This window comes from Nitrospirota bacterium (genome assembly GCA_040757335.1).
Taxonomy (GTDB): domain Bacteria; phylum Nitrospirota; class Nitrospiria; order 2-01-FULL-66-17; family 2-01-FULL-66-17; genus JBFLXB01.
Window position 1 is genome coordinate 66,361 of the sequence record JBFLXB010000012.1, and the last position, 20,645, is coordinate 87,005.

Here is a 20,645-nt window from a genome sequence, read left to right on the forward strand (position 1 = left end):
ACCATGCGACGGGCATTGATCAGCGTGTCGAACAAAGACGGCGTGGTGGATGTGGCCAAAGGTCTGGTCGCCTTGGGGTTCGAGATCGTGTCGACGGGCGGGACGGCCAAACTCCTCCGCGAGCAGAAGGTGGCGGTGCGGGACGTCTCCGAGATCACCGGGTTTCCCGAGATGTTGGACGGTCGGGTCAAGACGCTGCATCCCAAGGTCCACGGTGGTCTGTTGGGGCGGCGCAGGCTTCCCGAGCACGTGGAGCAGATGAAGCGCCACGGGATCGACCCAATCGACGTGGTGATCGTGAACTTGTATCCCTTCGAAGCGACCATCAACAAGCCCGGCTGCACGTTCGACGAGGCGATCGAGAACATCGACATCGGCGGTCCCTCGATGTTGCGGTCGGCCGCCAAGAACTTCGAAGAGGTCGCCGTGGTGGTGGACCCCGCCGACTACCCGCGGCTGCTCGATGAGCTCAAACGACCGGAGGGCGTTAGCCGCGAGACCCGGATGTTGTTCGCGCGAAAGGTGTTCGCCCACACCTCGCGCTACGACGGCCTGATCGCGCTGTACCTTGATCGCGGCGCGCCGGCCGCGGAACCCGCGACCCGGTTTCCCCAGACGCTGGTGCTGCGGTACGAAAAACTCCAGAACCTTCGTTACGGGGAGAACCCGCACCAGCAGGCCGCGGTGTATCGCGACCCGTCCGTGACCGAGGCGAGCACGGCGCGGGCTCGCCAGCTCCACGGCAAGGAGATGTCGTACAACAATTTCTTGGACGCGCACGCCGCGCTCGAGTTGGTCAAAGAGTTCGACACGTGCGCGGTGGTGATCGTCAAGCACAACAACCCGTGCGGTGTCGCCCTGGGCGCCACGCCGGCCGAGGCCTATCGCAAGGCCCGCGAGGGTGATCCCGTGTCCGCGTTCGGCGGGGTGGCGGCGTTCAACCGCCAGGTGGACGGCGAAACCGCGAAGGAAATCGGCTCCACGTTCATGGAGGTCATCGTGGCGCCGGGATTCGAGCCCGCCGCGGTCGAGGAACTCGGGCGCAAAAAGGCATTGCGCCTGCTCGACGTGGGGCCATTGAGCACGGGGCCCGCCGAGAGCATGGACTGTCGCAAGATCGTCGGCGGCTTGCTCTATCAGGAACGCGATCTGGGGCGGATCGACGACGTCCGCAAGCTGCGGGTGGTGACCACGCGCACGCCCTCCGCCGAGGAGTTCGACGCGCTCGCGTTCGCGTGGAAGGTCGCCAAACACACCAAGTCCAACGCCATCGTGTACGCGCGGCCGGACCGGACCATCGGTGTGGGCGCGGGCCAGATGAGCCGGGTGGACTCGGTGAAGATCGGCGCGATGAAGGCCGTGTTGCCGCTCGCGGGTACGGTGATCGCCTCCGACGCGTTTTTCCCGTTTCCCGACGGCATCAACGAAGCGGCCAAGGTGGGCGTGACCGCGGTCATTCAACCGGGCGGCTCGGTGAAGGACGAAGAGGTCGTGGCGGCGGCGAATCAGCATGGGATGGCGATGGTGCTCACGGGCATGCGCCACTTCCGGCACTGAGCCTGTCCATGAAGGGTCATCTGCGGCGTTGCCAGCTGCGCATTCGGTCCTCACGTACGACACAGTACGCTCCGGTCCGATGCTCGCCGGCGCCTTGCATCTGACGCCTTCCTGAACAGGCTCGCAGAGCAGGCGTAGCCTGCCTGCGGAAGGATTTCGAATCAACATCTTCTTCCTTCAACACAAGTCTTTCCCTCGCGGCCAGGGACGGCCGCTCTCTGCATTGGTCCCATCCGTCCCATTGGTCCCATCGGTCCTATCATGAAGATTCTCGTCATCGGTGGGGGGGGGCGCGAGCACGCGTTGGTTTGGAAGCTCGCGCAGAGTCCGCGCGTCCGCAGAGTCTTTTGCGCGCCGGGTAACGGCGGCATCGCGGCGCAGGCGACTTGCCTGCCGATCGCGGTGGACGACGTCGACGGTCTTCTCGCTGTGGTGGAGCGCGAAGGCATCGACTTGACCATCGTGGGACCGGAGGCGGCGTTGGCGGCGGGGGTGGTGGATCGATTCGTCGCCGCAGGGCGGCGGATCGTGGGCCCGAGCCGAGAAGCCGCGCAACTCGAGACCAGCAAAGCATTCTCCAAAGCGTTTTTGCAGCGACACGGCATCCCCACCGCTAAGGCGGCGGTGGTCCGATCGTTGGACGAGGCCCTGGCCGTTCTGGATCTGCATCCGCTGCCGGTGGTGATCAAAGCCGACGGACTCGCCGCCGGGAAAGGCGTGGTGGTGACGGCCGATCGCGAGGAGGCGCGCGGCGCGGTGCGCGCGATGATGGGCCAGCGGGTGTTCGGGACCGCCGGTGACACGGTGTTGATCGAAGAATGCCTTGAAGGGATGGAGGCCACGTGTATGGCGTTCTGCGACGGCCGATCGTTCGTCATGATGCCCGCGGCGCAGGATCACAAACGGGCGGAGGACGGCGATCGTGGACCGAACACCGGCGGCATGGGCGCATACGCTCCCACCCCCTTCGTCACGGCCGACGTGTTGGCGGCGGTGCGGGCGCGGGTGTTTGAGCCTGCGCTGGCGGGGATGGCGGCGGAGGGACGGCCCTACCGCGGGATCCTGTACGCGGGACTGATGCTGACGCGGGATGGCCCCAAGGTGCTCGAGTTCAATTGCCGGTTCGGAGATCCCGAAACACAGGTGGTGCTGCCCCTGTTGGAGAGCGATCTGGTCGAGGTGGGCGAGGCCATCGTGGACGGGCGGTTGGACCGGCTTCCCGTGCGCTGGAGCAACCGTACCGCGGTCTGCGTGGTGGTGACCGCCAAGGGATACCCGGGCGACTACCAACGGGGCGACGTCATCTCGGGCCTCGACCAGAGTCTCGATGACAGAACGTCCATCGTCTTCCACGCGGGCACGGCGCGTGAGGGCGGTCGTCTCGTGACCGCCGGAGGCCGCGTGTTGGGCGTGACGGGCGTGGACACGACGCTGGCTGCGGCGCGCGAGCGGGCGTATGCCCGCGTTCGAACGATTGCGTTCGGAGGGGCGGCGTATCGCTCGGACATTGCAGCGCGGGCGGTGACGCCGTCGTCGGCGTAGCCCGGCCATGAAGGGTCATCTGCTGCGTTGTCGCTGCGCTTCCGGTCCTCACGGTTTCGTAGGGGCGTATTGCAATACGCCCCTACAGGTCCGGTGCTCGCTCCGCCTTGCAGCTGACGCCTTCCTGACCAGGCTTTAGAAGAGGTGACTCAACAGTCTGACAGGTCGCTCCTCGCTCTTCGCTCTGGGGGGCTCTTTCGTCTGCCAACTCTCTCCCTGTTGATCGTAGGGGCGGTCGGTGGCGTTGCTGCGTTCTGGGTGTTGTTTCGGCTCGATCCGTTGTTCCGCGAGGCGATCGCGCCCTGGCGCACGCCGACGGTCCGGGCCGTCATGGAATGGGTGACTACGTTCGGGGAGGGCTGGCTGCTGGGCGTGGGGGCGCTCGCCATGGCACTGATCGCACACCGCGTGGGTCGGTCCGATTTGGTCCGAGCCGGACTGGTGGCGGTTCCGGCGATGATCGCCTCGGGCCTGTTTTCGCGCGTGATCAAGATCCTCACGGCCAGACCGCGGCCCAGCGCGGCGGCGGGAGCGCTCGACTCCTGGTGGCCGTCGCTGGACGCGGCGTACAACTCGTTCCCGTCGGGGCACGCCACGTCGGCGTTCACGTTGGCCGCGATTTTGGCCGTGGCGGCGCCTTCAGGGCGGTGGTGGTTCTATGTCGTGGCCGGGGTGATTGCCTTCTCCCGGGTCGCGGTCGACGCGCATTTTGTCTCGGACGTGGTGGCGGGCGGGCTCCTGGGCTGGGCGACCGGGCGAATCGCTTTGGCGGTGGCGGACCGGCGGTGGCCCGTGCGTGAAGGGCCGGGACGAGCGTGACCGCCGAGCGAGCAGGCGCGGCCGCGCTGTTGATCGGATGCGCGGCCTTGTTTTTCTGGGGATTGGGCAGCGTCCCGCTGTTCGACGTGGACGAGGCGGTGTTCGCCGAAGCCACGCGCGAGATGCTGGCCACCGGCGACTGGATTACGCCGCAATACAACGGAGTCGACCGCTTCGACAAGCCCATCCTGTTCTACTGGCTGATGGCGTCCTCGTTCGCCCTGTTCGGAGTCGGCGAGTTCGGTGCGCGGTTCTGGTCGGCCGCGTTCGGCGTCGGCCTCGTCGCCCTGCTCTTGGTATTCGCGTGGCGGCGGATGGGCCCGCGAGTGGGCCTGCTGTCGGGACTGGTTGCGGCCACGTCGCTGGAAGTGGTGGTGCTCGCGCACTCCGCGATCACGGACATGGTCCTGATTTTTTTTATCACCGCCGGCCTGCTCGCGTGGTTTGCCGCGGTGCAGGCCAGCGACCCGAGGGCGCGCGTGGACGCGGCGCTCGTTGGATCGGCGGCGCTGGCCCTGGCGGTGTTGACCAAAGGCCCGATTGGGATCGTGTTGCCGGGCCTGATTCTCACGGGGTTTCTCGTGCTCCGGGGCGGAATGCGGGAGGCGCTGACCAATCTGCCTTGGGGACGAATGCTGCTGGTGTTCTTGCTGGTGGCTGCTCCGTGGTACGCGTTGGAATTGCAGGCGCGAGGGTGGGCGTTCGTCGAGGGGTTTCTGTTGAAACACAACGTGCGACGGTTCACGGGCGTGATCTCCGGCCACGCGGGACCGGTGTATTATTATCTGCCGGTGGTGGCGGTAGGCCTCTTTCCCTGGACGGTATTTGCGTTGCCCGCCTTTCGCTGGGCATGGCCCTCCGGGTGGTGGGGGCTGCGCCGTCCGACCGACCGCGAGGCGCTCGCGCTTTTCCTGTTGGTCTGGGCCGGCGTGGTGTTTATCTTCTTCTCCGCGGCCGGCACCAAGTTGCCCAACTACGTGGCCTCGCTGTATCCTCCGCTGGCGTTGCTGGTGGGGATGTGGGCCGAGCGATTCGCCGCGCGGGCTCCGGGCGCGGATCGCTGGGTGGGCGGTGGGATCATCGTCCTGGTGGGCATCGCCCTGCTCGTGGCCATTGCGTTCGGAGGGCTGCCGTGGTGGCTGGAATGGGCGCGCGAGCGTTTTCCCAAGGCCGCGTACCTGCACCAGCCCATCGACGTTGGCTGGGGGCCTGCGGCGCTGGGAACCACGGTCCTGGTCGGTGCGGCGGCGATCGCCTGGCTGGCGCGACAGCGACGCCCCGCGGCCACCATCGGCGCGATCGCCGCAACCACCGTGTTGACGGTGGGGGTCCTGCTGACGGCGGTGGCGCCCGTTGCCGCGTCGGTGATCCAGGTGCCGTTGCGCGATATGGCGGTTCGCGCGGGCCTGGAGGCGGGGCCGGACGGCGGGATCGCGCTGTACGGATTGAACAAACCCAGCGTCGTGTTTTACGCGAAACGGGTGGTGACCGTGGTGGGGGAGAGCCGGCCGGAGGAGCTGGCCGCGTTGATGGTGCAAGACCGCAAATGGATGGTGATCACCAAGTCCGCGTGGGTCGAGCGGCTCAAGGGCGTGGCCGAGGTTTACGCGATCGAGACTCGCGGCGGCTACGTGTTGGCGTCGAACCGTTCCGGGTCCGAGGCGACTCCGACCGCGGTGAATGAGGCCCCAACCAATGCGCTCCGGTAACAAGTCGCCCGCGCTGTCAGTCGTCATTCCCCTCTACAACGAGGCGGACAACCTCGACGCGCTTGCGGATCGGGTCTTCGGCACCCTCAAGCGGTTTGAGCTGGACGCGGAAGTCCTGTTCGTGGACGACGGGAGTACGGACGACAGTGAGAAGATCTTTCGGCGCCTCTGCGAAGTCCACCCGCGTTTACGGGTGATCCGGCTGCGGCGAAACTTCGGCCAAACCGCGGCCATGGCCGCGGGGTTCGATCATGCGCTCGGGGCGGTGATCGTGGTATTGGACGGGGACCTGCAGAACGATCCCGACGACATCCCGCTGCTCCTCAAACGGCTCGACGAAGGATACGACGTGGTGAGCGGATGGCGGCGCGATCGAAAAGATCACTGGAGTCGGGTGTTGCCGTCGCGCTTCGCCAACTGGCTGATCGGCCGCGTCACGGGCGTGCGGCTGCACGACTACGGGTGTTCGCTCAAGGTGTACCGGGCGGACGTGATCCAGAATATTCCGCTGTACGGCGACCTCCACCGCTTCATTCCGGCGCTGGCGACCATCTACGGCGCAAAAATCGCCGAACAGCCGGTGCGTCACCACGAACGGGCCCACGGAACCAGCAAGTACACCTTGGCGCGGACCTTCCGCGTCATCATGGACCTCATCATCGTCAGTTTTCTCAAGAGCTACGCGCAACGCCCCATGCACGCCTTCGGGTGGGCGGGGGTCATTATGCTGGTGGTGGGTTTCGGGATCGACGCCTACTTGGCGTTCCAGAAGCTCGCGTTCGGCGCTCAACTCGCCAACCGGCCGCTCCTGCTCTTGGGGGCGGTGTTGATGCTCGCGGGATTGCAGATCGCGAGCCTGGGAATCCTCGCCGAGCTTCAGATCCGGACCTACCATGAGTCCCAGGGCAAGCCCATCTACACGGTTCGCGAAATCCTCGACGGTGAAGAGAGGACTCGCGGATGAAGAAGGTGTGGCTGCTTGCGCTCAAGCTCAGCGTCACGGTGGGCTTATTGGCGTATCTCTTTTCTCGGATCGACGTGGCGTCCGTCGCCGACCTCGTAGCGGGCGCATCCTGGGGGTGGGTCGTCGCGGCATTGTTCCTCTATCTGGCCTTACAGGGGCTGTGCGCGTGGCGCTGGTTGTTGCTGGCGCGCGTTTTGGATCTTGGGGGCACCTGGGCTCAGTTCGTCCGGTATTACTACGTCGGCATGTTCTTCAATCTGTTTTTGCCCACGGGCGTAGGGGGAGACGTGTACCGGTGCTACTACGTGGCCAGATCCGCGGCGGATTGGCGGCGGGCGATCCTCTCCGTGCTGGCGGATCGGGGCGTGGGCTTCGGGACGATGTGCGTGATCGCGGCGGTCGCGACCCTGACCTTCGGCCGCGTTCATCTGCCGGCTTGGATGGCGTGGGCGCTGGGAGGCAGCGTGTTGGGGGTGATCGCGCTCGCCGCGGTGGGGGTTACCGCGCGCGGTCCGTTCAAAGCGATACGAACGTCCGTCCCGTTGGTGGTCGAGTTCTTCAAGCGACCGGGTTTGCTGGCGGTGGTCACCGGGCTGTCGTTTTTGCTGCAGATCCTCGTCATCGTCGTCAGCATCTTCAACGGGATGGCATTGCAACTCGACGTGCCGGTCGCCTTCTACTTCATTTTGATTCCCCTGATCGCGGTGGCCACGATGATCCCGGTCAGCCTCAACGGGCTGGGGGTGCGCGAGGGCGCCTTCGTATTTTTTCTCGCCCAAGTGGGGGTGCCGGAAGCCCAGGCCCTGTCGCTCGCGCTGCTGTGGCTCGGCGTGGTCATTGCGTCGAGTCTGGTCGGCGGGCTCGTGTGGCTGGCCACTCCGGCGCCGCCGAAGCCGGTCGAGGCCGGCAACGCGCTCCGGCTTGACCCTGAAACAGCGCGATGATAGCTTAGGGCTTCTCAAGAAGGAGGGCGGGTGACCTCGACCGAGCGGCCGTTGGTGGGGATCGTGATGGGCAGCGACTCGGATCTTCCGACTATGGAAGAAGCCGGGAAGGCGCTCCGCGAACTGGGGGTTCCGTTCACCGTGACGGTGGCCTCGGCCCACCGGTCGCCGGATCTGCTGCGGTCGTGGATCCACGGCGTCGAGGCCGAAGGCGTGCGGGTGATCATCGCAGGAGCCGGAGGAGCGGCTCATCTGGCCGGTGTGGTCGCGTCAGAGACCGTGCTTCCCGTGATTGGCGTGCCGCTGGACTCGTCGGCGCTGCATGGTCTGGACGCGCTGCTCTCCACTGTCCAGATGCCGGGTGGTGTACCCGTGGCGACCGTGGCGATCGGTAAAGCCGGGGCCAAGAATGCGGGGATCCTGGCGGCCCGCATCCTGGCTCTGCAGGATGAGCGGCTGTCCAAACGCCTCGTGGAGTACCGCTCCAAGATGGCAAAATACGTTGAAAAGAAAGCGAAAGATCTGTTGTCGAGCAGGGCGTCCAACCAGTCGTAGACGTAGTCCACTCCCGCCTGTATCGGTTTCCGCTGTTCACCCAGATTCTTCTTGACTTGGGCTGTTGATCCACGCTATATTAACGCCGACTAATTTAGTCGCAGATTGAATAGGTCGGGGATGAAACCAGTCGTATTCAATAAAGGGGACGCGGCGTGTTAAAGCTCTCGAAGCGAATCGACTACGGTTTGCTGGCCATGAATCACATCGCGCTGAGCCACGACCATTCGGCCGTGAACACCAAGCGGATTGCCGATGAGTATCACATTCCGGTCGAGCTGCTGGCCAAGGTCCTCCAGCGGCTGGCTAAAAAGGGGCTCATCGTGTCGCAGAACGGTCCAAAGGGCGGGTACGCGCTGGCGCGATCCGCTACCGACATCACGGTGTCCGAAATCATCGAGGCGATCGAGGGTCCGATCATGCTCACGACGTGTTCGTTTTCCGGGAAAGGGGAGAGCGTCTGTGACCAGTGGTCGTGGTGCAATCTTCGGTCGCCCTTGCACAAGATTCAAGACGGCGTCCGCAAACTGCTGCAAGGAATGACATTGGCCGAGATGTCGCAAATCAGTCGGCAAGAGGAGAGTTCGCATGGCCTTGAAATTGCCCATTTATCTCGATAACCACGCCACGACGCCGGTTGATCCGCGCGTCCTCCAGGCAATGCTGCCGTATTTCACCGAGAAATTCGGCAACGCGGCGAGCCGCAACCACGCGTTTGGTTGGGAAGCCGAAGCCGGGGTGGAAGCCGCGCGCGCTCACATCGCCGACCTGATCCACGCGGACCCCAAGGAGATCGTCTTCACGAGCGGAGCGACCGAATCGGACAACCTGGCGCTCAAGGGCGTGGCTGGCATGTACCGCGAAAAGGGTGACCATGTCATCACGGTGGTCACCGAACACCGCGCCGTGCTGGACACCGCCAAACGCCTGGAGAAGGAGGGGTTCAAGGTCACGTACCTCTCGGTGCCGTCGAACGGCATCGTGAATCCGGACGACGTGAGGAACGCGATCACCGATCGCACGATCCTGATTTCGGTCATGATGGCGAACAACGAGATCGGGACGATCAACCCGGTCGCCGAGATCGGCAAGATCGCCAAGGAGCGCGGGGTGGTATTTCATTGCGACGCCACGCAGGGAGTCGGCAAGATTCCGGTGGACGTGCAGGCGATGGGAATCGACCTGATGTCCTTCTCCGCGCACAAACTCTACGGCCCCAAGGGCGTGGGCGCGCTCTACGTACGTCGGCGCAACCCGCGGGTCCGGCTGGCCGCTCAGATGGACGGCGGCGGACACGAACGCGGCATGCGGTCGGGCACGCTGCCGGTGCCGTTGATCGTCGGGTTCGGCGAGGCCTGCCGAATCGCCGGCGAGGTGATGCCCGAGGAATCCGCGCGGCTGACCGCGATGCGCGACCGCCTGCACGCCGGGATCCTGAAAGGGTTGGACGAGGTCTATCTCAACGGCCATCCCACGCAGCGGTTGCCGCACAACCTGAACATCAGTTTTGCCTACGTCGAGGGCGAGGCCATGCTGATGGGGCTGAAGGACATCGCGCTGTCGTCCGGTTCCGCCTGTACGTCGGCGACGTTGGAACCCTCGTACGTGTTGCGGTCGTTGGGCGTGGGCTCTGACCTGGCGCACTCGTCGATTCGGTTCGGGTTGGGGCGGTTCAACACCGATGAGGAGATCGATTTCGTGATCGAACGCGTCATCCAGGCGGTGACCAAGCTGCGCGAGATGTCCCCGCTGTACGAGATGGCGAAAGAGGGGGTTGATCTGAAGGCGGTCAACTGGTCGGCCCATTAACACGTAGCGGCGTTCGGAGGGGATAGTCATGGCTTACAGCGATAAGGTCGTTGATCACTACAACAACCCGCGCAACGTGGGGAGCTTGGATAAGAACGATCCCAACGTGGGCACCGGGGTCGTGGGCGCGCCGGAGTGCGGCGACGTCATGAAGCTGCAGATCAAACTCAACGAACAGGGCGTGATCCAAGACGCCAAGTTCAAGACGTTCGGGTGCGGCAGCGCCATCGCCAGCTCCAGTCTGGCGACGGAATGGCTCAAGGGCAAAACGATCGACGAAGCGGCGCAGATCAAGAACACCGACATCGTGCAGGAGCTGGCGCTGCCTCCGGTGAAGATCCACTGCTCGGTACTGGCCGAAGACGCGATCAAGGCGGCCTTGGCGGACGTGAAGAAGAAACAAGAGAGCCAGGCGGCTCAGCCTACTTCGGCCTCGTAACGCGGCTGCGCGGAACCTGTCCACTCTCATAGAAGGGCGGAACCTGTCCACTCTCATAGAAGGAAGGAGACTCATGGAATTTTCACTGGATATGGTTGATGAACCCAAAGCCGAAGGAACGTCGCTCAAAGTCACCCCCGCGGCGGCTACGGAAGCCAAACGATTGATCGAGCTCCAGGGCACGCCCGACATGGTGGTGCGCGTCGCGGTCCAGGGAGGCGGGTGTTCGGGCTTCACGTACCGTATGAACTTCGACACCAAGGTCTCGGAGTTCGACGAGGTCATTCCGGTCGAAGGGGTGAAGTTCGTGGTGGACGCGAAGAGCGCCTTGTTCCTGAAGGGCACCACGCTGGATTACGTCAACGCGTTGATGGGCGGCGGGTTCAAGTTCATCAATCCCAATGCGACGGGAACGTGCGGCTGCGGCGAATCGTTCTCCGCGTGACCATGGGCGCGCGGTGCGCTTGATCGGACCGACGGAGGGGGAGCATGACGGAGTCGGCGGTCACGAAGGCGCCCGGTGCGCATCCGGACTTTTTCACGGTGATGGGGTTACGGCGCCGCCTCGATGTGGATCTGCAGGCGCTTGAAGCCACGTATCACCGCCTAAGTCGCGAAGTTCATCCCGATTTCCATCATCACAAGCCGATCGAAGAACGCGAGCGACTGCTAGCAGAGTCGGCGCTCGTGAACAGGGCATACCGCACGCTGCGGGATTTTCACGAGCGCGTGGCCTACCTGATCGAGCTGGAAGGCGGGGAAGCACTCAAGCCCAAAGCTCCGCCCGAGTTGTTGGCGGACGTGATGGACACGCAGGAATTGCTGGAGGAGCGCAGGGCCGCGGGGCGCATCGCCGCAGGCCATCCGCTCGCGGCTCGCGTAAACCAGGAGGCCGACCGCTTTCGCCAGCGGTTGGAGCGACTGGAAGCGGACCTTCGGGCTCGCGCCGCGGAGTGGGACAACGTCGCGTCGTCCAACGGGGCGGGAGCCGACGACAGGCGGCGGGTGGTGAGCGCGCTGCAAGACCTTCTGGCGCAGCGGGTGTATCTGGTCAATTTGTTGCGCGATATCGAGTCGGCTCAAGCCGTAGGAGCGTAATGGCACGGATCGTCGGGATCGACCTCGGAACCACCAACAGCCTGGTGGCGTACATGGACCACGGCCGGCCCCGCATTATCGCGGACGGGTCGGACGCGCGTCTGGTGCCGTCGGTGGTGTCGATCTATGGCGACGGGCGGGTGGAGGTCGGCGTGGCGGCGAAGCGGCGACTTCTCACGCGGCCGCAGGAGACGATTTATTCGATCAAACGGTTCATGGGCAAAGGGTGGAACGACGTGCGCGATGAAACCGCGTCGTTCCCGTATCGCATTTCGTCGGAGCACAAAGACGTGGTGCACGTCCTCGCGGGCGGGCGCGCGTGGACACCACCCGAGATTTCGGCGTTCATCCTGAAAGATCTCAAGGCTCGCGCCGACGCGTTTCTCGGCGAGCCCGTGACGCAAGCGGTGATCACGGTGCCGGCCTATTTCAACGATACCCAACGCCAGGCCACGAAGGACGCGGGCCGGCTCGCGGGCTTGGACGTGCTTCGGATCGTCAACGAACCGACCGCGGCGTCGCTCGCCTACGGACTGCAGCAGCGCAAGCAGGGCTTGATCGCGGTGTACGACCTGGGCGGGGGGACCTTCGACGTCTCGATCCTCAAGCTCAAAGAGGGGATCTTCGAGGTGCTGGCCACGAACGGGAATACCCACCTCGGCGGCGATGATTTCGACCAGCGGCTCGCGGGGATCTTGGCCGACGACATCAAGCGCCGTCACGGGATCGAAATCACCGGCTCCCCCGATTTGATCCAGGAGGTTCGCGTCGCCGCCGAAGCCGCCAAGTGCCGGTTGTCCGAACTGGATCGAACCGTGGTGGAGATGCCGCTGCCCGGCGGAATCTGTTACAGCCTGGAAATCACCCGGGAGGCATTCGAGGCGGCGGTGGGCGATCTCGTCGAATCCACGCTCGGTCCCTGCCGCAACGCACTGGCCGACGCCAAGCTGGCGCCGAGTCAAATCGACGAGGTGGTCTTGGTCGGAGGGTCGACCCGCGTCCCGCTCGTGCGCCGACGCGTACAGGATTTTTTCAATAAGGTCCCCCACTCCGAGTTGAATCCGGACGAGGTCGTGGCGCTCGGCGCCGCGGTGCAGGCCGACATTCTGGCCGGCGGTATCCGCGACATGCTCTTGCTGGACGTCACGCCCCTGTCGCTCGGCATCGAGACCATGGGCGGCATTATGAGCGTGGTGATCCCGCGCAATACCACCATTCCCACGAGCGCCAAGGAGACGTTTACTACCTCGGTCGAGGGTCAGCGCGCGGTGGCGATCCACGTCCTGCAGGGTGAGCGCGAGTTGGTCAAGGACAACCGGAGTCTTGCGCGCTTCGACCTTCGCGGCATCGATCCCATGCCCGCCGGACTCCCGCGGGTCGAGGTGACGTTCCTGATCGACGCCAACGGGATTCTCCAGGTCAGCGCGACCGAGCAGCGAAGCGGCCGGTCGGCGGCCGTCGAGGTGAAGCCCTCCTACGGGCTGACCGAAGCACAGATCGAGCAAATGCTGGCGGACTCGTTCCGACACGCCAAGAGCGATTTGGAGCAGCGAGCCCTGATCGAAGCCAGAAATGAAGCGAACGAAATCGTCCACGCCACGGAGCGGGCGCTTAAGCGAGGGCGCACGCTCGTTGCAGCGGACGAGGTCGCGCGTATCGAGACGTTGCTCGGCGAGTTGAAAGCCGCGATGGACGGTACCGACCGGCAGGACATCAAGCAAAAGAAGAATCAGCTCGATCAGGCGACCCGCCATCTAGCCGAGGTGTTGATGGATTCGGCCCTCCAGGAGGCGCTCCGCGAGCGGAACGTGGCGGAATTCCTCCCCAAGTCCTGATGTGAACAGCCCGCAATCACTCGAACGAGCCGAGCCGCGTTTGGCCAAGCCCAGGCACCGCGTGACGTTTCTGCCGGCGAATATCACGGTGGAGGTCGAAGACGGCACCTCCATCCTCGACGCGGCGCTGACCCATTCGATCGACCTTGAGCACAATTGCGGAGGCAACTGCGCCTGCTCCACCTGCCACGTCATCGTGCAGGAGGGGATGGAGCACCTCTCCGAGCTATCAGAGGAAGAGGAGGACCAGCTCGACGACGCGGACGGTTTGACCATGCGGTCGCGGCTGGGATGCCAGGCCAAGATCTCGGGGCCGGTGGTGGTCCTGATTCCTTCATAGTCCTGTAATCCAGAGGAGCGATTGATCCTGCGCCCGACCGGGAGGAACATATGAAACTGACGTGGAACGACGCGGAAGACATTGCGATTCAACTCGCGGAGAAATTTCCCGGCCTCGATCCGCTGACCGTGCGGTTCACCGACCTCCACAAATGGGTCGTCGCGCTGCCGGATTTTGCCGACGATCCCGCCAAGTCCAACGAAGGCATTCTGGAGGCGGTTCAGATGGCGTGGCACGAGGAGTACAAGCACGGCTGAGAGAACGGCTCTGCGTCACGCTTCAGGCTCGCAAGCCTCGTTGACACTTCCCGCAGGCCTGTGACACAATCCGCGCACGTCTTCGCCACGCCCCCGCGCTTCGGCGCCTGACGTCGACCCGTTCCCATGCCGACTGAACGCCTTCAGAAACTGATCGCACGCGCCGGGATTGCCTCTCGCCGCGCCGCGGAGCAACTCATTCTCGACGGGCAGGTCACGGTCAACGGCCGGGTGGTCACGGAATTGGGCAGCAAGGCGGACCCGGCCGAGGATCACATCAAAGTCCGAGGCAAGCTGCTGCAGTTCGGCACCCCGTCGGTCTACGCGATGCTGCACAAGCCCAAGGGGTACGTGACCACGCTGCACGATCCCCAGGGTCGGCCCACGATCGTTGATCTGATCCGCGGCATCAGGGGCCGCGTGTTTCCGATCGGGCGGTTGGACTTCGACACCGAGGGGCTCCTGCTCCTGACCAACGACGGCGAGTTGGCGAACGCGCTCATGCATCCCAGCCGGGAGGTCCCGAAGGTTTACGCGGTCAAGATCAAGGGCAAGGCCACGGATGAGGAGGTGGCCAAACTCGAGGCCGGCGGGATCTACATCGGCCCGGGTCGCTCCGCCCCGTGCCGTGTGCGGCGGATGCGCGAGGCCGAGCAGAACGAGTGGCTGGAAATCACGCTTCACGAGGGCAAGAAAAGACAAATTCGAATTATGTTACAAAGACTTAGCCATTCGGTATTAAAGTTGATTCGAGTATCTTATGCCGGGATTCCACTGGGGACGTTGCCGCGCGGTGAGGTTCGGCTGCTGACGCCCGTCGAGATCAATCGGTTAAAGGCCGTGGCATTCGGCGGCTCGCCTACTCGGGTGAGCAAACCCGCCAAGCGGCTCGCGACGGCGGCGCGATGAACCGAACCCATTACTGCGGTGTCTTAAGGGCCGAACACGTCGGCCAAGACGTGACGCTGACGGGCTGGGTGCACCGGCGTCGCGACCACGGCGGCTTGGCCTTCATCGACTTGCGCGATCGCACGGGACTGGTCCAGATCGTGGTCACGCCCGAGACCGAGGGCGGGACCACGGTCGCCCACGAGGTGCGGAGCGAGTACGTGCTGGAAGTCGCGGGTCGCGTGACCGCGCGCCCCACCGGGACGGAGAACGCCAATTTACCCACCGGCCAGGTCGAGGTCTCGGTCAAACGGCTGACGGTTCTGAATCCCGCCAAGACCCCGCCATTCCAGATCGACGAGGTGGGTGAGGTGGCGGAGACGGTCCGCCTCAAACACCGCTACCTCGATCTGCGGCGTCCGGAGATTCAGCAGCATTTCCTGCTGCGGCACCGCGTGACCACGCTGGTTCGGGAGTTTTTGAACGCCAAGGGTTTTCTGGACATTGAAACGCCTGTCTTGACCAAGAGCACGCCGGAAGGCGCGCGCGACTATCTGGTCCCGAGCCGGGTCAACCCCGGGCAGTTTTTCGCGTTGCCGCAGTCGCCGCAACTCTTCAAGCAATTGTTGATGGTGGCGGGCTTCGACCGCTACTACCAGATCGTCAAATGTTTTCGCGACGAGGATCTTCGCGCCGACCGTCAGCCCGAGTTCACGCAGATCGATCTGGAAATGTCGTTCGTCGACCGCGAGGACATCCTCACGCTGATGGAAGAGATGGTCGCGGCGTTGTTCAAGGAGATCAAAGGCGTCAACTTGCCGCGGCCGTTCCCGCGCCTGTCGTACGCCGAGGCCATGGCGCGCTTCGGCGTGGACAAGCCGGATACCCGATTCGGGATGGAGCTTCGCGACGTGTCGGACCTCGTGCGGAGCACGTCGTTTCAGGTGTTTCGCCAGACCTTGGACAAGGGCGGCATCGTCAAAGGGATCAATGCCCAGGGTCAGGCGCACTGGTCGCGCAAGGAACTGGATGACATCACCAACGAAGCCAAAGCGCTCGGCGCCAAGGGGCTGGCCTGGTTGAAGGTGACCGATGCCGGCGCCGAATCGCCCATTGCCAAGTTCTTCGACGATGCGACGCTCAAAGCCGTGGTCCGCAGCCTGAACGGTATGCCGGGCGATCTCCTGCTGTTCGTCGCGGATGCGCCCGCCACGGCCAACGCAGTGTTGGGCGCTCTGCGTCTCGCGCTGGGCAAGCGCCTCAATCTGATCGACCACGCGAAGTTCACCGTGCTCTGGGTGCTCGACTTCCCGCTGTTGGAGTACGATGCGGAGGAGAAGCGCTGGGTGGCGATGCATCATCCGTTCACCTCACCCATGGACGAAGATTTGGAAAAGGTGGACAGCGATCCGGGCAAGGTTCGCGCCAAGGCGTACGATATGGTGCTCAACGGCGAGGAGATCGGCGGGGGCAGCATCCGGATCCACCGCCAGGAGGTTCAGTCCCGCATGTTCTCGCGGCTCGGCATCGGGAAGGAAGAGGCCGAAGCGAAGTTTGGTTTCTTATTGGAGGCGCTGCAGTACGGCGCGCCGCCGCACGGCGGCATCGCGTTCGGGTTGGACCGCCTCGCGATGTTGTTGGTCGGTGCGGAGTCGATCCGGGACGTGATCGCGTTTCCGAAGACGCAAAAGGCGATCTGCCAAATGACCAATGCGCCGAGCCCGGTGGATGAGAAGCAGCTCCGCGAACTGTCGATCCGCGTGGTCCTGCCCCCGAAACAGAACCCGGAGAAGACACATGGCTGACGACGGAAAAGCCCTGCTCCTGAAGACCGCGGCCGACGTGGGCAAGTACTACGCGTTCATCGGCCAGGCGCTGCGCGCGATCTATGATCCGGCCTCGGCCGCGCAGTTGCCCGCGGAGGTCCTCCACGGCCAGATCGACCAGATCCGCGCCTCCCTCGCTCCCGCACTTGAGACCAACCCGGTTGTGAAACAGAATTTTGCCGAGATCGACGCGCAGATCGAACGCCTGCGCCTGGAAGCGGCCGGCGGCGAGAAGAAGGCCCTGGCCGAGGCGAGGGCCTTGGGCGACAAGATCCAGGAGCGCGCCAAAGTCGTGAGTGACCTGGTGGCCTTGTTTCGTCGTTTGTAACAGCCTGTCTGAGAAACCGCGAAGGCGGAGCCTGTTCAGGAATGCGTCAGATGCAAGGCGCTGCGAGCACCGGACCTGTAGGGGCGTATTGCAATACGTCCCTACGAAACCGTCAGGATCGGATACGCAGCAGCAACGCTGCAGATGACCATTGCTTCGCCACCTGCAAGGTCCCGTCGGGCCTATTAACACTCGCGCCTCTGGCGCGTGCAGGTTCCCGGACAGGCTCATAAGCATGTCTTGGATGCCGAAGCGGATTGAGACCGCTCGGCTCATCCTGCAGCCCACCGGCGAGGGCGAGAGTCCCACTTCAGGCAGGAATTTCGCCATGCGCCCTGGCCTTCCCAATCAGTGGCGAGTTGTCCCCAAGGATACTGAGCAGGTCATCGGTCTGATCGGCTTCATTCGCTGGGAGCGGGAGAAGGGGGTTGCGGAGATTGGCTTCGGCATTGTACAAGCCATGTGGGGGCAGGGGTATATGACCGAAGCGTGCCGGGCGGTGGTGGACTTTGGATTCGAAGACATGGGGTTGACCCGAGTGGAGGCGCGTTGCCAGGTCAGCAATCCTGCGTCGGCGCGGGTGTTGGAGAAGATCGGGATGCGGCGCGCGGGCACGGTGCGCGGCCGCGTACACTCCAAGGCGCCGGAAGAAGACTTTTGGCTGTACGCCGTTGAGCGGGGAGGGACTGATGCGCCCGATCGCTGAGCAGCGCCCGCTGACAGACGTCCTCTCCGCGCACGTGGGCCGTCCCGGTGTGCTCTGCCATGCGGCCTACTGCAGCATCGGACTGTGGCGGACCGCCGAGCAGCCTGGCGGCGACGTGCCCGTGATCCTGGGCTCGGCGGGGAATCCACCGGGGCACCGCGTCCACTTCTTCGCCCGGTCGTACGCCGCGACGCCGCTGGATCCCTCGCGCCACGCGAGCGTCACCGCGGAATTCGGGATCGAGCGGTTTGCCAAAGGCTACGGCCTGGAGCCCGTGGGCACGGGCATCGGTCTCGGCCTGGTCACGCGCTACGATGCCTACCTCTGCGTGTACGAGGCGGACGACCTCTCGCAGATCGGCCTCACCGAACAGACCACCTCGGACCCGGAAGCCGCGGACGTGGACGAAGCCCCGGCCGTGCTGGCCGGCGCCGAGGGCGTGCGCGTGTGCTTGATGATTCTGTACGGCTATATCCTGGGCACGCTCCGATTCGATCCCACCCGTCGTCGCGTCGTGCTGACCGACGGCGACCTCGACTCCGCCTCCTACACCGTGCTGCGCTCCGGCCTCTCGATCAAACCCACGACGTCCAGAGTCATCCCCAAAGCCATTCAGAACCAATTCGATGCGTCCCCTTCGGCGGTCTATGACTTGCACCGACATTGCGGGTGGAAGGAACGGATCGAGGAGGTGGGGAGGCTGTACGCCTTCAACTGAGGCGACTCGCGCGTGGCGGGGCCCGCCTCGCGGGGTGTTTCGGTTCCGACAGTCGACCGTCGTCCGCTGATCGGGAGTCGATCAGCCGCGCCGATGAACCATCGCAACGCAGTCCGTATCGAGGGGCACGTGAGCAAGGGCTTCGAGCCCGTGCGCGACGCGTTTGCCGAGAATTTCTCGCGGCGGCACGAGCTGGGCGGCGCCTGTTGCGTATATTACCGGGGCGACAAGGTTGTGGATCTGTGGGGCGGGCTGCGGAACAAGGCGACCGGCGAGCCGTGGGAGGAAGACACCATGGTCCTGGTCTACTCCGCAACCAAGGGCCTGGCTGCGATGACGCTGGCCATCGCACATTCCCGCGGATGGCTCGACTACGACAAACGGGTCTGCTCCTACTGGCCCGAATTCTCCCGACAGGGGAAAGAGCGAATCACCGTCAGGCAGCTCCTGGCTCACCAGGCAGGCCTGTTCGCGTTCGATGAGCAGGCGGACAGGAGCGTGGTCGCGGATCTCGATCGTCTGGGGGTCGTGCTGGCCCGCCAGAAACCGGTCTGGGAACCGGGCACGCGGCAGGCCTATCACGCGATCAGCCTCGGCTACTACGAAGCCGAGTTGCTACGCCGCATCGATCTGCGGCATCGCAGCCTGGGTCAGTTCTTCCAGGACGAAATCGCCACGCCCCTGGGCATCGACTACTACATCCGTTTGCCCGAGTCGATCCCCAATTCCAGGCTGGCCACCCTGGCGAGACCCAGCCGGATCGAGATGCTGCTCGGATTCCCCCTCCGGCTGACGCTGGCCGTGATGAATCCTCGCGCGAACATCATTCGAGCGCTCGCCGGCTCCATGTTTCCCCACGACGAGCAGCGCATCTATGCGCGCAACTTCGAAGTGCCCGCAGGAGGGGGGGTGGGCACGGCGCGCGCCATGGCCCGCGCCTACAGCGTGTTCGCAACCGGCGGCCACGAATTGCGGTTGCGCCCGGAAACCCTAGAGGCCTTGTCCGCGCCCGCAATCCCGCCCAAGCGCGGCTTCTACGATGAGTGCTTGATGGGCGACGGCGTCCAGTTTTCGCTGGGCTCTATGAAGCATTGCCCCGTGTGGTCATTCGGCAACGAGGGCTCGTACGGATCGCCCGGAACCGGCGGTTCCCTCGGCTTCGCCGATCCCAAGGCCGGCATCGGCTACGCCTACGTCACGAGCAAGGTCGGGACAGCGATTACAGGCGACCCGCGGGAAGTCGCGCTGCGGAACGCACTGTACGCAATCATTCCGCCGGCATCGTAGCAATCAAAGCAGATTTGCCTCTTCGACCGCGTGTCATCTACAATGGATGCGCAGGCTAGGGCGTCGGGGATTGTGGGAAGGGGGAGCGGATCGATGAGTGAATTGGTGTTCTTGGTCGAGGAAGCGGCGGAAGGGGGGTATACCGCTCGAGCCTTGGGAGAAAGTATTTTTGCCGAGGCTGACGAGTGGGAGAGCTTAAAACGCAACGTGTTGGACGCCGTGGCCTGCCATTACGGTGATCGCGCCGGAGCCCCAAAGGTCATCAGACTGCACCTCGTGAAAGACGAAGTCCTCGCCGTGTGAAGCTGCCCCGCGACCTCGGCGCCGGTGAACTCTGTCGCCTTCTGGCCCGCTACGGGTACTCCATCACGCGGCAGACCGGGAGTCATATTCGCCTCACCACCGTCCAGGGCGGCGAGCATCACATTACGATTCCCGCCCATGACTCCCTTCGCGTTGGGACGTTGAATGCGATCCTGTCAGACGTTGCCGCGCATCTCCAGAAAACAAAGGAAGCGGTTGTGAGGGAGCTCTTCTCCTGAGGCGGGAATGGAAAAGGACGGCGTTCGGCCCCGATTGATCACGGCTTACCCGTGCGAGGACGACAATGATTAAGGAACATGACCGCATCGTTCTAACCAGCGACCTCCCCGAAGAGGGTCTCAAAGCCGGTGACGTGGGCACGGTGGCGCACGTCCACCGAGAGGGCGAGGCGTTCGAGATAGAGTTCGTCGCCCTGGATGGCCATACCGTTGCAGTGGCCACGGTCCGTGCCTCCCACGTGCGCGCCGTCACACCACGGGATATCGCACACGCCCGTCGGCGAGAAATCGCAGTGTAGCTGTGCTGATCTGAATTCCCCTCGCTCGTTCGCATCGTATCCGGGGTCGTCGTATCCGGGGTCGAATCTTTGTGCGCCAGGCGAAGCCTGGGAAAGGGGGAAGCCATGTAGAGCGAGGGTGGAAACCTTTCAACGGAACCCAGCAGGTAGCCAGCCCTGCCCGGCAACGGAAGGGCATCCAGC

Annotated in this window: 24 protein-coding genes; all 24 read left to right on the forward strand. The window is 64.3% G+C overall.

Annotation, left to right across the window (positions count from 1 at the left end; all coding sequences use genetic code 11):
• Positions 1–3 precede the first annotated feature (3 nt).
• The 24 genes from purH to AB1451_08530 all read left to right on the forward strand — a co-directional run bounded on the left by purH (position 4) and on the right by AB1451_08530 (position 20,462).
• Entirely contained in the window at positions 4–1,557 is a 1,554-nt protein-coding gene (gene purH / locus AB1451_08415) for a bifunctional phosphoribosylaminoimidazolecarboxamide formyltransferase/IMP cyclohydrolase (protein ID MEW6682932.1), read from the forward strand.
• A 261-nt stretch (positions 1,558–1,818) separates the two neighbouring features.
• Complete coding sequence (gene purD / locus AB1451_08420) at positions 1,819–3,099, forward strand: phosphoribosylamine--glycine ligase (protein MEW6682933.1); 1,281 nt, start codon at positions 1,819–1,821, stop codon at positions 3,097–3,099.
• Between the two features lie 258 nt (positions 3,100–3,357).
• The gene (locus AB1451_08425; protein ID MEW6682934.1) at positions 3,358–3,918 is read left to right on the forward strand and encodes a phosphatase PAP2 family protein; all 561 of its coding nucleotides are present in this window, start codon (positions 3,358–3,360) and stop codon (positions 3,916–3,918) included.
• Positions 3,915–5,627 carry a glycosyltransferase family 39 protein gene (locus AB1451_08430; GenBank protein ID MEW6682935.1) on the forward strand — a complete coding sequence of 571 codons (1,713 nt, stop codon included), beginning with the start codon at positions 3,915–3,917 and terminating at the stop codon, positions 5,625–5,627. Before AB1451_08425 ends, AB1451_08430 begins: the two co-directional genes overlap by 4 nt.
• Positions 5,614–6,591: a glycosyltransferase family 2 protein gene (locus AB1451_08435; protein MEW6682936.1), complete on the forward strand. Its 978-nt coding sequence runs from the start codon at positions 5,614–5,616 to the stop codon at positions 6,589–6,591. The genes AB1451_08430 and AB1451_08435 overlap by 14 nt, the downstream gene beginning before the upstream one ends.
• Positions 6,588–7,535, forward strand: a complete 948-nt coding sequence (locus AB1451_08440; GenBank protein MEW6682937.1) for a lysylphosphatidylglycerol synthase transmembrane domain-containing protein — start codon at positions 6,588–6,590, stop codon at positions 7,533–7,535. The genes AB1451_08435 and AB1451_08440 overlap by 4 nt, the downstream gene beginning before the upstream one ends.
• Positions 7,536–7,601: 66 nt before the next feature.
• Complete coding sequence (gene purE, locus AB1451_08445; GenBank protein ID MEW6682938.1) at positions 7,602–8,090, forward strand: 5-(carboxyamino)imidazole ribonucleotide mutase; 489 nt, start codon at positions 7,602–7,604, stop codon at positions 8,088–8,090.
• 155 nt (positions 8,091–8,245) lie between these two features.
• A complete protein-coding gene (locus tag AB1451_08450; protein MEW6682939.1) occupies positions 8,246–8,710 on the forward strand; it encodes an Rrf2 family transcriptional regulator in 465 nt (154 codons plus the stop codon).
• Positions 8,679–9,899: an IscS subfamily cysteine desulfurase gene (locus AB1451_08455; GenBank protein ID MEW6682940.1), complete on the forward strand. Its 1,221-nt coding sequence runs from the start codon at positions 8,679–8,681 to the stop codon at positions 9,897–9,899. The genes AB1451_08450 and AB1451_08455 overlap by 32 nt, the downstream gene beginning before the upstream one ends.
• 28 nt (positions 9,900–9,927) lie before the next feature.
• Positions 9,928–10,338: a Fe-S cluster assembly scaffold IscU gene (iscU, locus tag AB1451_08460; GenBank protein ID MEW6682941.1), complete on the forward strand. Its 411-nt coding sequence runs from the start codon at positions 9,928–9,930 to the stop codon at positions 10,336–10,338.
• 73 nt (positions 10,339–10,411) lie between these two features.
• On the forward strand, positions 10,412–10,783 hold the full coding sequence (locus AB1451_08465; GenBank protein ID MEW6682942.1) for an iron-sulfur cluster assembly accessory protein: 372 nt from the start codon (positions 10,412–10,414) through the stop codon (positions 10,781–10,783).
• Positions 10,784–10,827: 44 nt separating this feature from the next.
• Complete coding sequence (locus tag AB1451_08470; protein MEW6682943.1) at positions 10,828–11,436, forward strand: hypothetical protein; 609 nt, start codon at positions 10,828–10,830, stop codon at positions 11,434–11,436.
• On the forward strand, positions 11,436–13,271 hold the full coding sequence (gene hscA, locus AB1451_08475) for a Fe-S protein assembly chaperone HscA (GenBank protein ID MEW6682944.1): 1,836 nt from the start codon (positions 11,436–11,438) through the stop codon (positions 13,269–13,271). Before AB1451_08470 ends, hscA begins: the two co-directional genes overlap by 1 nt.
• A 40-nt stretch (positions 13,272–13,311) precedes the next feature.
• The gene (locus tag AB1451_08480; protein ID MEW6682945.1) at positions 13,312–13,611 is read left to right on the forward strand and encodes a 2Fe-2S iron-sulfur cluster-binding protein; all 300 of its coding nucleotides are present in this window, start codon (positions 13,312–13,314) and stop codon (positions 13,609–13,611) included.
• Positions 13,612–13,661: 50 nt separating this feature from the next.
• The gene (iscX, locus tag AB1451_08485) at positions 13,662–13,868 is read left to right on the forward strand and encodes a Fe-S cluster assembly protein IscX (GenBank protein MEW6682946.1); all 207 of its coding nucleotides are present in this window, start codon (positions 13,662–13,664) and stop codon (positions 13,866–13,868) included.
• A gap of 126 nt (positions 13,869–13,994) precedes the next feature.
• The gene (locus AB1451_08490; protein MEW6682947.1) at positions 13,995–14,777 is read left to right on the forward strand and encodes a pseudouridine synthase; all 783 of its coding nucleotides are present in this window, start codon (positions 13,995–13,997) and stop codon (positions 14,775–14,777) included.
• Positions 14,774–16,561 carry an aspartate--tRNA ligase gene (gene aspS, locus AB1451_08495; GenBank protein ID MEW6682948.1) on the forward strand — a complete coding sequence of 596 codons (1,788 nt, stop codon included), beginning with the start codon at positions 14,774–14,776 and terminating at the stop codon, positions 16,559–16,561. Before AB1451_08490 ends, aspS begins: the two co-directional genes overlap by 4 nt.
• On the forward strand, positions 16,554–16,910 hold the full coding sequence (locus AB1451_08500) for a hypothetical protein (GenBank protein ID MEW6682949.1): 357 nt from the start codon (positions 16,554–16,556) through the stop codon (positions 16,908–16,910). Before aspS ends, AB1451_08500 begins: the two co-directional genes overlap by 8 nt.
• A 244-nt stretch (positions 16,911–17,154) precedes the next feature.
• Positions 17,155–17,616 carry a GNAT family protein gene (locus tag AB1451_08505; protein ID MEW6682950.1) on the forward strand — a complete coding sequence of 154 codons (462 nt, stop codon included), beginning with the start codon at positions 17,155–17,157 and terminating at the stop codon, positions 17,614–17,616.
• Positions 17,600–18,334: a hypothetical protein gene (locus AB1451_08510; protein MEW6682951.1), complete on the forward strand. Its 735-nt coding sequence runs from the start codon at positions 17,600–17,602 to the stop codon at positions 18,332–18,334. The genes AB1451_08505 and AB1451_08510 overlap by 17 nt, the downstream gene beginning before the upstream one ends.
• Positions 18,335–18,463: 129 nt before the next feature.
• Positions 18,464–19,621, forward strand: a complete 1,158-nt coding sequence (locus AB1451_08515) for a serine hydrolase domain-containing protein (protein ID MEW6682952.1) — start codon at positions 18,464–18,466, stop codon at positions 19,619–19,621.
• Positions 19,622–19,714: 93 nt separating this feature from the next.
• Positions 19,715–19,924 (forward strand): 2-oxoisovalerate dehydrogenase, encoded by a 210-nt coding sequence (locus AB1451_08520; GenBank protein ID MEW6682953.1) that lies wholly within the window; start codon positions 19,715–19,717, stop codon positions 19,922–19,924.
• A complete protein-coding gene (locus AB1451_08525; protein ID MEW6682954.1) occupies positions 19,921–20,163 on the forward strand; it encodes a type II toxin-antitoxin system HicA family toxin in 243 nt (80 codons plus the stop codon). The genes AB1451_08520 and AB1451_08525 overlap by 4 nt, the downstream gene beginning before the upstream one ends.
• Positions 20,164–20,228: 65 nt before the next feature.
• Complete coding sequence (locus AB1451_08530; GenBank protein MEW6682955.1) at positions 20,229–20,462, forward strand: DUF4926 domain-containing protein; 234 nt, start codon at positions 20,229–20,231, stop codon at positions 20,460–20,462.
• Positions 20,463–20,645 lie beyond the last annotated feature (183 nt).